Raw genomic sequence first — 10334 nt, forward strand, 5'->3', positions numbered from 1 at the left:
TTCCGGTTCCGGAGACGCATATAATGAGCGGTTCGGCGCTTTACGAGACCTTTGCCCGCGCACCCCTGGCGTTCGACCGTGGGGAGGGGACCTGGCTGGTCACCGACAAGGGCGAGCGATATCTCGACTTCGCCGGCGGCATCGCGGTGAATTCGCTGGGCCACAGCCATCCGCATCTGGTCGCGGCGCTCACCGGGCAGGCCGCCAAGCTGTGGCACGTCTCCAACCTCTATGAGATCCCGGAACAGCGCCGGCTGGGCGAGCGGCTGACTGAGGCGACCTTTGCAGACAAGGTGTTCTTCACCAATTCCGGTGCCGAGGCACTGGAATGCGCCATCAAGACGGCCAGGCGCTATCAATTCGTCAAGGGCCGTCCCGAGCGCTTCCGCATCATCACCTTCGAGGGTGCCTTTCACGGCCGCACGCTGGCGACGATCGCCGCCGGCGGCCAGTACAAATACCTCGAAGGCTTCGGCCCGAAGGTCGAGGGATTCGACCAGGTGGCTTTCGACGACATCGACGCCGCTGAAAAGGCGATCACGCCGGAGACCGCGGCGATCCTGATCGAGCCGGTGCAAGGCGAGGGCGGCATACGCCCGGTGCCGACGCAATCGCTGAAGCGGCTGCGGCAACTCTGCGACAAGCACGGCCTGCTTTTGATCTTCGACGAGGTCCAGTGCGGCATCGGCCGCACCGGCAAGCTGTTCGCACATGAATGGTCAGGCGTCACGCCCGATCTGATGGCGATCGCCAAGGGCATCGGCGGCGGCTTCCCGATGGGCGCCTGCCTTGCCACCGACGAGGCGGCGACCGGCATGACGGCCGGCGTGCACGGCACGACCTTCGGCGGCAATCCGCTGGCGATGGCCGTCGGCAACGCCGTGCTCGACGTGGTGCTGGCCGGCGGCTTCCTCGAGGACGTGCAGCGCAAGGCGCTGCTTCTGAAGCAGGGCCTTGCGGCGGTGGCCGATGAATTCCCCGACGTCATCGAGGGCATCAGGGGAACCGGCCTTATGCTCGGCCTGAAATGCGCCATGCCCAACGCCAAGGTGAATATGGCGCTGCGCGACCAGCACCTGCTTGCCGTGCCGGCGGGCGACAACGTCATCCGCCTCCTGCCGCCGCTCACCGTCACCGACGAGGAGATCGGCGAGGCGCTGGAGCGCATTCGCGGCGGCGCCAAGCGCCTGACCGACGCGATTGCCGCCGAAGCCGCCAAATAATTTCTGGAACCTGCCGATGAGTGTTCGCCACTTCACCGATCTGTCCGCCGTTTCCGCGGGCGACCTGCGCATCATGCTTGACGACGCGGTGGCGCGAAAGACCAGGCTCAAGGCGGGTGAGCGTTCAAAACCGCTCGATGGCAAGGTGCTGGCCATGATCTTCGACAAGCCGTCGACGCGCACGCGCGTGTCCTTCGATGTCGGCATGCGCCAGCTCGGCGGCGAGACCATCATGTTGACCGGCACCGAGATGCAGCTCGGCCGTTCGGAGACCATCGCCGACACGGCGAAAGTGCTGTCGCGCTATGTCGACGCCATCATGATCCGCACCACCTCGCACGACCGGCTGCTGGAGCTCACCGAGAACGCCACCGTTCCGGTCATCAACGGGCTGACCGACGACACGCATCCCTGCCAGCTCATGGCCGACATCATGACCTTTGAGGAGCATCGCGGTCCGGTGTCCGGCAAGACCTTCGCCTGGACCGGCGACGGCAACAATGTGCTGCATTCGCTCCTGGAGGCCTCGGCGCGGTTTAGCTTCAACCTCAATGTCGCGGTGCCGGAAGGCAGCGAGCCTTTCGAGAAATATGTCGACTGGTCGAAAGCCAATGGCGGCAAGGTCCGGTTTTCCAGGTCCGCCGAGGAAGCCGTCGACCAGGCCGACTGCGTCGTTACCGACAGCTGGGTCTCCATGGGCCAGGAGCATCGCGCCCGCGGCCACAACGTCTTCCTGCCCTATCAGGTCAATGCGGCGCTGATGGCGAAAGCCAAGCCCGATGCATTGTTCATGCACTGCCTGCCGGCGCATCGCGGTGAGGAGGTCACCGACGAGGTGATCGACGGCCCGCATTCGGTGGTCTTCGACGAGGCCGAGAACCGGCTGCACGCCCAGAAGGCGGTGCTGGCCTGGTGTCTGGGCGCGTGAGAAGGGCTGGACCTGACCGCTTCCGGCCCGATCGGGCTCAACTTGATCTGGGGACATGTGATGCCTATTTGCGGGCCATCACGTAAATCGAACGCGCTTCGACGCATGCGGCTCACCGGGCGGCATGGCTGCGCCCCGGAGTATTGTCATGTTGGAAACCCAGACCTTGGCTGAGCATAAACCCCAACTCGGTGAATTCGGCTTCGCCGGCGACGATCACGTCGTGCCTTACGAGGTCGCGCCGCTCGATGTGCGCGGCCGCACCGTGCAGCTCGGGCCGATGCTCGACGCTATTCTGAGCCGCCACGATTACCCCGAGCCGGTCGCCCGCCTGCTGGCGGAAGCCTGCGTGCTCACCGTGCTGCTCGGCACTTCGCTGAAGTTCGAAGGCAAGTTCATCCTGCAGACCCGCACCGACGGTCCGGTCGACATGCTGGTGGCCGATTTCACCACGCCGCATGCGCTGCGCGCCTATGCGCGCTTCGATGCCGACCGGCTGCAGGCGCTGACCGCCGCCGGCGAGACCTCGCAGCAGACGCTGCTCGGCGACGGCGTCTTGGCCTTGACGATCGACCAGGGTGCGCATACGCAGCGCTACCAAGGCATCGTCCAGCTCGACGGCACCTCGCTCGAGGACGCCGCGCGCACCTATTTCCGGCAGTCGGAGCAGATCCCGACCGATATCAAGATGTCGGTCGCCAAGCTGGTCACGCCCGGCCCGGCCGGCGCGCGCGAGCAGTGGCGCGCCGGCGGTATCCTGGCGCAATTCCTGCCGCAGTCGCCGGAACGCATGCGCGTTCCCGATATTTCTGGCGGCGACGGCGATCCGCGTGACGTTGCGGACCAGCCGGCCGACAATTCCTGGCAGGAGTTGCTGGCGCTGCTCGGCACGATCGAGCCGACCGAGTTGATCGACCCGACGGTGGGCGCCGAGCGGTTGCTCTACCGGTTGTTCCACGAACACGGCGTGCGCGTTTTCCGCGGCGTCCCTGTCGCCGACCAGTGCTCCTGCTCGCGCGACAAGATCCGCGGCATTCTCGAAGGCTTTTCGGCTGAGGAGATCAAGGAATCGACCGAGGAGGGCGGCATCCATGTCGCCTGCGAGTTCTGCTCGACCCAATACGACTTCGACCCAGCTGAATTCGCGAAGTGAGCTCTCTTCCTTCTCCCCGTTCCACGGGGAGAAGGTGCCCGAAGGGCGGATGAGGGGCGGCGCCAACGTTGGCGATCATAGCGACACGCTGGCGACGCGGTCGTCCGGCTCCAGGAAAATCTCAGAAGCCCGGCGCCGCCCCTCATTGCCCTGCCGGGCATTTCTCCCCGTGAAACGGGGAGAAAGAGGCTGTCGCCGACGGCTAATTCACCGTGCGCCTTGTCCCCGGCATGTCGAGCGAGAAAGCCGGAATGGCGATATCGAACGTCTCGCCGCGGCCGTTGCGCATCGTGTAGTGGCCGACCATGATGCCTGACGGCGTCGAGAGCGGGCAGCCCGAGGTGTACTGGTAACTGTCGCCGGGATTGAGTTCCGGCTGGTCGCCGACGACGCCGGCGCCGCGCACCTCCTCGACCCGGCCCTGACCGTCGGTGATGTGCCAGTAGCGCGACACAAGCTGCACGAACTCGTCGGAGCGGTTGTCGATCGTCACCTGATAGCCCCAGACATAGCGGTTCTCGGACGGATCGGAGCGGTCCTCCAGATAGAAGGGCCTGACCAGCACTTCGATGTTGCGCGTCACTGCGCGATACATGGGCCACTCCGGTTGCCGCCGCGGAAAATATGTCACGCTCCGCTCTTGATAAACGCAGCGCCGACCATCCTGCCAGCCTTGTAAGTGCAGGTGCCGAAAAACAATGTCATTTAGGTGACACATGACAATGTTGGTGTGCACAAACCGTGCCGGGCGACTCGGACGCTCTGAAAACAGTTGAAACGGCCGCGTGCGGCCTAAAGCAATTCCAGGAAAAGCGCGAGCGGTTAGGCTCGGCGCCTTCGCCGTAGCCTTCCGTCCGGAATTGCGTGAAAACAAGGAGATGGAGTGTGTCGCCGTTTGCGTGAAACGGTGAAACTCTCTATCGGGAGTGACCAGATCTCGATGGAACTGACTATCGCAGCCGGCCTGGCTTCGTCAGCGCTTCTTTCCTTCAATCTCGCCAGCATCCTGCTCGCCTCGTCGCGGCTGAAGCGGCGGCATGTCATCGCGCCGCCCTCCAGCGCGCGACCGCCGGTCTCCATCATCGTGCCGTCGCGTGGCGTCGAGCCGTTCACGCCGGAGACCTTGCAGCGCGCCTTCTCTCTCGATTGGCCGCGCTATGAGCTGATCTTCTGCGTCGCGCATGCCGAAGACCCGGTGGTCAAGCTGATCGATGCGGCGATCGCACGCCACCCCAAAATTCCCGCGCGGCTGCTGATCGGCGACGATCGCGTCAGCGCCAATCCCAAGCTCAACAACTGCGTCAAGGGCTGGCAGGCGGCGCGACACGATTGGGTGATCCTCGCCGATTCCAACGTGCTGATGCCGAGAGACTATGTCCAGCACCTGATGGCGGCATGGCGGCCGGATACCGGCCTCGTCTGCTCGACGCCGATCGGCTCGCGGCCGGACGGGTTTTGGGCCGAAGTCGAATGCACCTTCCTCAACACGCTGCAGGCGCGCTGGCAGTATGCCGGCGAGGCGGTTGGCCTTGGCTTCGCCCAGGGCAAGAGCATGCTGTGGAACAAGCCGATGCTCGATGCCAATGGCGGCATCCAGGCTTTGGCCGCCGAGATCGCCGAGGACGCGGCGGCCACCAAGCTGGTCAACGGCCTGGGGTTCAACGTCAACCTCGTCGCCTCGCCATTCGAGCAGCCGCTCGGCCAGCGCAGGCTCGCCGAGATCTGGTCGCGCCAGACGCGCTGGGCGCGGCTGCGCCGGGTTACCTTCCCACTGTTCTTCGCGCCGGAGATCCTGACTGGCGCTGCGGTGCCGCTGCTGCTGGCGCTGATTGCAGCGGCAAGCGCCGGCGTCAGCCTGCCCACGACGGCCTTGGGCGTGCTGGCGATCGCCTACCTGCCGGAATGGCTGCTGGCCTTTGCGAAGGGCTGGTACCTGTCGCCACGCAGCGTCACCGCGATGATTGTGCGCGATGCCCTGCTACCGGCCATCTGGGCGCGCGCCTGGTTCGGCGGCGCCGTCGAATGGCGCGGCAACGCCATGACCATCCGCACCAAGGCGATGACCGAACTGGAGGAGCTCGCCTAGAGCAATTCCAGGAAAAGTGTGAAACGGTTTTCCGTCCGGAATTGCGGCTCTGGAAGGCTCGGGCCGCGGCGTTCTCAGCCTTCTATTTTGCCGCCTTCAGGGCCTGTTCCACGTCTTCCAGCAGATCGTCGGTGTCCTCCAGGCCAACGGAGAGCCTCAGCGTGCCTGGCCCGATGCCGAGCTCGGCGCGGGCCTCGTCGCTCAGGTTCTTGTGCGTCGTCGTCGCCGGATGGGTGATCAGGCTCTTGGCGTCACCGAGATTGTTCGAGATCAGCACGATGTCGAGCGCGTTCTGGAAGGCAAAGGCCGCCTGCTTGCCGCCCTTGACGTCGAGGCAGATCAGCGTCGAGCCTCCCGACATTTGCTTCTTGACGATATCCGCTTGCGGATGATCGGCGCGGCCCGGATAGATGACACGGGCGATCTCCGGCCGCTCGGCCAGGAAATCGGCGATCTTGCCGGCGCTCTCCGTCTGCTGGCGCACGCGTAGCGGCAGCGTCTCCAGGCCTTTGAGCAGCGTCCAGGCGTTGAAGGGCGACAGGCTCGGGCCGGTGTGGCGAAAATAGTCGTGCAGGTTCTCGTCGATCCACTTCTTGTCCGACAGGATGACGCCGCCCAGGCAGCGGCCCTGGCCGTCTATATGCTTGGTCGCCGAATAGACGACGATATGGGCGCCGAGCTGCAGCGGCTTCTGCTGCAGCGGCGTGGCGAAGACATTGTCGACGATCAGCCTGGCGCCGATCGAATTGGCGAGCCTGGCGACGGCGGCGATGTCGACCACCTCCAGCGTCGGGTTGGTCGGGCTTTCCAGGAAGAACAGCTTGGTGTTCGGCCTTGTCGCCTTTTCCCAATTGGCGATGTCGGTGCCGTCGACCAGCGTCGCCTCGATGCCGTAGCGCGGCGCCAGCGTCTCGACCACCCAGCGGCAGGAGCCGAACAGGGCGCGCGCCGCCACGATATGATCTCCGGCCTTGGCGCTGCAGAGCAGCGCGGCGGTTACTGCGGCCATGCCGGAAGCGGTGGCTCGGGCATCCTCGGCGCCTTCCAGCGCGCACATGCGCTTTTCGAACATGTCGACCGTCGGATTGGCGTAGCGCGAATAGATGAAGCCCGGCTCTTCGCCCTTGAAGCGGGCTTCCGCCGCTTGCGCCGTCTCGTAGACATAGCCTTGGGTGAGATACATCGCCTCGGATGTCTCGCCGAAACCGGAACGCAACGTTCCGCCATGCACGAGTGCCGTCTGAGGTTTCCAGTTGCGCTTCTTGGTGCTCATAGCCCTGCTTTCAGACACAAAAAAACCGGCCGCGAAGTCGCAACCGGTCCATATAGCCTTGCGGCTCGACGGTCCTTTAGCGACTTGTTTAACGTGGCTGCAAGCCGACCGGCCAAATCACCACGGGATAACGACCCTTTAGACCCGCGCCGCGCTTGCGTCAATTGCCGGCTTCATTAAGAGGTTTGTACCAGCCGGGCGGCAAGAGCCTGCTTAGATCCTCGCCCGGCCTTGTGAACGGAGCCAGCTTTTGCGGCAAACAGGCATTCTTCCGGATCAGGACATCGCAGCGCTGTTCGAGGCGAAGGCGCTGAAGTCGCCGCGCGCGCTGGACGCCGACCAGATCCAGCCGGCCAGTCTCGATCTCAGGCTCGGCGACAAGGCGTTTCGCGTGCGTGCCTCGTTCTTGCCGGGTCCGGATCATCGGGTCGTCGACAAGCTCGAGCGGCTGAAGCTGCACGAGATCAGCCTTGCCGAGGGCGCGGTGCTGGAAACCGGCTGCGTCTATATCGTGCCGCTGCTCGAGAGCCTCGCGCTGCCGGCGAACGTATCCGCCTCGGCCAATCCGAAGAGCTCGACCGGCCGTCTCGACATATTCACGCGCGTCATGACCGATCGTGGCCACGAGTTCGACAAGATCGCCGCCGGCTATCGCGGACCGCTCTATCTCGAGGTCAGTCCGCGCACCTTCCCGATCGTCGTGCGTGCCGGCTCGCGGCTGTCGCAGATCCGCTTCCGCACCGGCAACGCGGTGCTCTCGGAGAGAGAGCTGCGCGACCTTCACCGCGCCGAGATGCTGGTCGCCACCGAGCCGCCCAATATTTCAGGCGGCGGCATCGCGCTTTCCATCGACCTCGACGGCGACAAGGATGGCCTTGTCGGCTACCGCGGCAAGCACCACACTGGCCTGGTCGACGTCGACAAGCGCGCCGCCCAGGATGTCGTCGATTTCTGGGAGCCGATCTACAAGAGCGGCGCCGGCGAACTGGTGCTCGATCCGGACGAATTCTATATCTTGGTCAGCCGAGAAGCCGTGCACGTGCCGCCGCTCTATGCCGCCGAGATGACTCCTTTCGACCCACTGGTCGGCGAGTTCCGCGTCCATTATGCCGGGTTCTTCGATCCGGGCTTCGGCCACTCCGCCGCCGGCGGCAGCGGCAGCCGCGCCGTGCTCGAAGTGCGCAGCCACGAGGTGCCTTTTATCCTCGACCACGGCCAGATCGTCGGCCGTCTCGTCTACGAGCATATGCTGAAACGCCCGCAGGCGCTTTACGGCACCGAACTCGGCTCGAACTATCAGGCGCAGGGCCTGAAGCTCTCCAAGCATTTTCGGGCAGCGCGGTGAGGTCCAAGTGGGGAGATGTCCGGAAGGGGACGCGCCGTCCCATCTGTTCTTCGTCATTCTAGGGCGGAGCAAGGAGCGAAGCGACGCGCGCAGACCCTAGAATCCATGCCGTGACGCCTGAGCGCCGCCACGGTGCCGAACGCTCACCAGCCAATTCCGCGAGAGAACTCGAACCATTCAGGATGATCTTCTGGAGCCTTGGCCGGTCTTGTGCCCGGGCATGCGGTGGGTAAGGTCATTGGCGACACCGAAATAGCGTGCCACCTTCTGGCTCGCGGTCATGTAAACATAGCCTGTCATGTTGCGATCTTAGCTGGCGCTGCGCCAACGGTTATTCTGGACGGCAGCAGTCTACGCCCAATGTCACGGCATGGATTCTAGGGTCTGCGCGCGTCGCTTCGCTCCTTGCTCCGCCCTAGAATGACGAGGTGGAAGAGGCAGCTTCCTTCGCGCCCCTCTGGCCTGCCAGTCACCGGGAGATCGGCGCTACAGCGCCTTCACCGCCACCTTGACCGGCTTCTCGATCTCCAGCGGATTGCGCAGCGGCAAGCCGAAATCCGGCGCCTCGATCTCGAACGTATCGCCGGCCTCGGTCCTGATGCCATCGGCGAAGGAGAGCGTCGCGGTGCCGAACATATGCACATGCACGTCGCCCGGCTGGCGGAAGGCCGAATATTTGAAATGGTGGTGCTCGAGATTGGCGATGGTGTGCGACATGTTCGCTTCGCCCGACAGGAACGGCTTTTCCCAGAGCAGCTTGCCGTCGCGCCAGATACGCGAGGCGCCGCGGATATCGGCGGGCAGCTCGCCGATCAGGATTTCAGGGCCAAACGAGGCGTTGCGCAGCTTGGAATGGGCGAGGAACAGATAGTTCACCCGCTCGGTGACGTGATCGGAGAACTCGTTCGACAGCGTGAAGCCGACGCGGAACGGCGCGCCGTCATCGCCGATGACATAGATGCCGGCGATCTCCGGCTCCTCGCCGCCATCCTGCGCGAAGGCCGGCGACATCAGCGGCGCGCCGGGGGCCACCGCCATCGTGCCGTTGCCCTTGTAGAACCATTCCGGCTGCACGCCGACCTGGCCTTTGGCCGGCTTGCCGCCTTCGAGGCCCATGCGGAACATCTTCATGGAATCGGTGAGCTGTTCTTCGCCGTCATTGAGCTTCTTGTGCATGGAATCGCGCGTCGCCGCGGAACCGAGATGCGTCAGCCCCGTGCCGGTGAGGTGCAGATGCGCCGGGTCCGGATGGTTGATCGGCGAGACCAGCCTGCCCCTCTTGTAGGCGGCGTCGAGATCGACCGTCTCGCCATAGCCCTTGCGCTCGATCAGCGCTTCGAGCCCTGTGCCGGTGCGCGCGGCCTCCATCGCCAGCGAATAGACGCTGCGCGCGCCGTTGATGACTCTGGTCTTGCCGCCGCCATTGCGGGCGACGACGCGGATCGTCTCGGCGTCGTCGAGGATCTGGGAGATCAGCATGTTTGAACCCTCTCTCATCTTGCCTGGCTGCCCGCGGGCAAACCTTGACCGGCGCGGCGCGGAGAAATCCGTGCCACGGTTGAAATTCTTCGTCCGGATTGCGCTCGCGAGCCCGGTCCTTGCCTTCTTGGCGCCGACGGGTTGCCGGCAGCTTCGCGATCTGAAACCCGTATGCCTCCTTAAGTCCGCTTCAGGTCTTCAGGCCTTGTTCTTGTTGTAGACGTCGAAGATGACGGCGCCGAGCAGCACCAGGCCTTTCACCACCTGCTGCCAGTCGACATTGACGCCCATGATCGACATGCCGTTGTTCATCACGCCCATGATGAAGCCGCCGACGACCGCGCCGATCACCTGTCCGACGCCGCCCATTGCCGAGGCGCCGCCGATGAAGACGGCCGCGATGACGTCGAGCTCGCTGCCGAGACCGGCAGCCGGCACGGCCTGGCCGAGGCGCGCCGCGATGATCAGGCCGCCCAGTGCCGACAGCACGCCCATATTGATGAAGACCAGCAGGGTCAGCCTTTCGGTGTTGATGCCCGAAAGCTGCGCGGCCTTGGCGTTGCCGCCCATGGCGTAGATCCGGCGGCCGATGGTCATGCGCTTGGTGACGAAGACGAACAGCGAGATCAGCACGCCCATCACCAGCAGCACGACCGGCAGGCCCCTGTAGCTGGCGAACTGGAAGACCAGGAACAGCGCCAGCGCGCTGCCGACCAGCGTCTTGACGACGAACAGCGGGAAGGGCTCCGCCTCATAGCCGTGACGCTCGCGCTTGCGCCGCGTCCTGAAGCCGAAATAGGCGTAGGCGAGCACCGCGATGAGGCCGAGCACGACCGTCGTCATATGC

The 10334-nt window shown here is 64.7% G+C and carries 9 protein-coding genes, 1 pseudogene and 1 riboswitch; of the genes and pseudogenes, 5 read left to right on the forward strand and 5 right to left on the reverse strand.

Annotated elements, in window-relative coordinates:
* The first annotated feature begins 23 nt into the window (after positions 1 to 23).
* The 3 genes from FJ423_RS25110 (at position 24) to FJ423_RS25120 (ending at position 3304) form a co-directional block, all read left to right on the forward strand.
* Complete coding sequence (locus FJ423_RS25110; RefSeq protein WP_140845698.1) at positions 24 to 1223, forward strand: aspartate aminotransferase family protein; 1200 nt, start codon at positions 24 to 26, stop codon at positions 1221 to 1223.
* A gap of 16 nt (positions 1224 to 1239) precedes the next feature.
* Entirely contained in the window at positions 1240 to 2151 is a 912-nt protein-coding gene (gene argF / locus FJ423_RS25115) for an ornithine carbamoyltransferase (RefSeq protein WP_140845699.1), read from the forward strand.
* A gap of 124 nt (positions 2152 to 2275) precedes the next feature.
* A complete protein-coding gene (locus FJ423_RS25120) occupies positions 2276 to 3304 on the forward strand; it encodes an Hsp33 family molecular chaperone (RefSeq protein WP_140845700.1) in 1029 nt (342 codons plus the stop codon).
* 202 nt (positions 3305 to 3506) lie between these two features.
* On the opposite strand, the gene apaG is transcribed toward FJ423_RS25120, so the two are convergent.
* On the reverse strand, positions 3507 to 3899 hold the full coding sequence (apaG, locus tag FJ423_RS25125) for a Co2+/Mg2+ efflux protein ApaG (protein WP_095765893.1): 393 nt from the start codon (positions 3897 to 3899) through the stop codon (positions 3507 to 3509).
* A gap of 345 nt (positions 3900 to 4244) precedes the next feature.
* Between apaG and FJ423_RS25130 the strand changes: the two genes are divergently transcribed.
* Positions 4245 to 5390 (forward strand): ceramide glucosyltransferase, encoded by a 1146-nt coding sequence (locus tag FJ423_RS25130; RefSeq protein ID WP_140845701.1) that lies wholly within the window; start codon positions 4245 to 4247, stop codon positions 5388 to 5390.
* 82 nt (positions 5391 to 5472) lie between these two features.
* Here the strand turns inward: FJ423_RS25130 and FJ423_RS25135 are convergent, their stop codons facing one another.
* Positions 5473 to 6663, reverse strand: a complete 1191-nt coding sequence (locus tag FJ423_RS25135; protein WP_140845702.1) for an O-succinylhomoserine sulfhydrylase — start codon at positions 6661 to 6663, stop codon at positions 5473 to 5475.
* A 56-nt stretch (positions 6664 to 6719) separates the two neighbouring features.
* Positions 6720 to 6797: riboswitch (SAM riboswitch) on the reverse strand.
* 116 nt (positions 6798 to 6913) lie between these two features.
* On the opposite strand from FJ423_RS25135, the gene FJ423_RS25140 reads away from it, so the two are divergent.
* Complete coding sequence (locus tag FJ423_RS25140; protein WP_140845703.1) at positions 6914 to 8008, forward strand: 2'-deoxycytidine 5'-triphosphate deaminase; 1095 nt, start codon at positions 6914 to 6916, stop codon at positions 8006 to 8008.
* A gap of 177 nt (positions 8009 to 8185) precedes the next feature.
* Here the strand turns inward: FJ423_RS25140 and FJ423_RS34660 are convergent, their stop codons facing one another.
* From FJ423_RS34660 to FJ423_RS25155, 3 genes and pseudogenes are all read right to left on the reverse strand, one after another.
* Positions 8186 to 8308, reverse strand: a complete 123-nt coding sequence (locus FJ423_RS34660) for a hypothetical protein (protein ID WP_263481479.1) — start codon at positions 8306 to 8308, stop codon at positions 8186 to 8188.
* A 186-nt stretch (positions 8309 to 8494) separates the two neighbouring features.
* Positions 8495 to 9487 (reverse strand): AraD1 family protein, encoded by a 993-nt coding sequence (gene araD1 / locus FJ423_RS25150; protein ID WP_140845704.1) that lies wholly within the window; start codon positions 9485 to 9487, stop codon positions 8495 to 8497.
* 198 nt (positions 9488 to 9685) lie between these two features.
* Positions 9686 to 10334, reverse strand: a pseudogene (locus FJ423_RS25155) (sugar ABC transporter permease); the annotation flags it as partial.

The sequence above is a fragment of the Mesorhizobium sp. B2-8-9 genome, assembly GCF_006439475.1.
Classification (GTDB): domain Bacteria; phylum Pseudomonadota; class Alphaproteobacteria; order Rhizobiales; family Rhizobiaceae; genus Mesorhizobium.

Excerpts from the sequence above, each read along its gene's own strand:
- FJ423_RS25110 (WP_140845698.1), top strand. The coding sequence starts at position 24 with ATGAGCGGTTCGGCGCTTTACGAGACCTTTGCCCGCGCACCCCTGGCG.
- argF (WP_140845699.1), top strand. The coding sequence starts at position 1,240 with ATGAGTGTTCGCCACTTCACCGATCTGTCCGCCGTTTCCGCGGGCGAC.
- FJ423_RS25120 (WP_140845700.1), top strand. The coding sequence starts at position 2,276 with ATGGCTGCGCCCCGGAGTATTGTCATGTTGGAAACCCAGACCTTGGCT.
- apaG (WP_095765893.1), bottom strand. The coding sequence starts at position 3,899 with ATGTATCGCGCAGTGACGCGCAACATCGAAGTGCTGGTCAGGCCCTTC.
- FJ423_RS25130 (WP_140845701.1), top strand. The coding sequence starts at position 4,245 with ATGGAACTGACTATCGCAGCCGGCCTGGCTTCGTCAGCGCTTCTTTCC.
- FJ423_RS25135 (WP_140845702.1), bottom strand. The coding sequence starts at position 6,663 with ATGAGCACCAAGAAGCGCAACTGGAAACCTCAGACGGCACTCGTGCAT.
- FJ423_RS34660 (WP_263481479.1), bottom strand. The coding sequence starts at position 8,308 with ATGACAGGCTATGTTTACATGACCGCGAGCCAGAAGGTGGCACGCTAT.
- araD1 (WP_140845704.1), bottom strand. The coding sequence starts at position 9,487 with ATGCTGATCTCCCAGATCCTCGACGACGCCGAGACGATCCGCGTCGTC.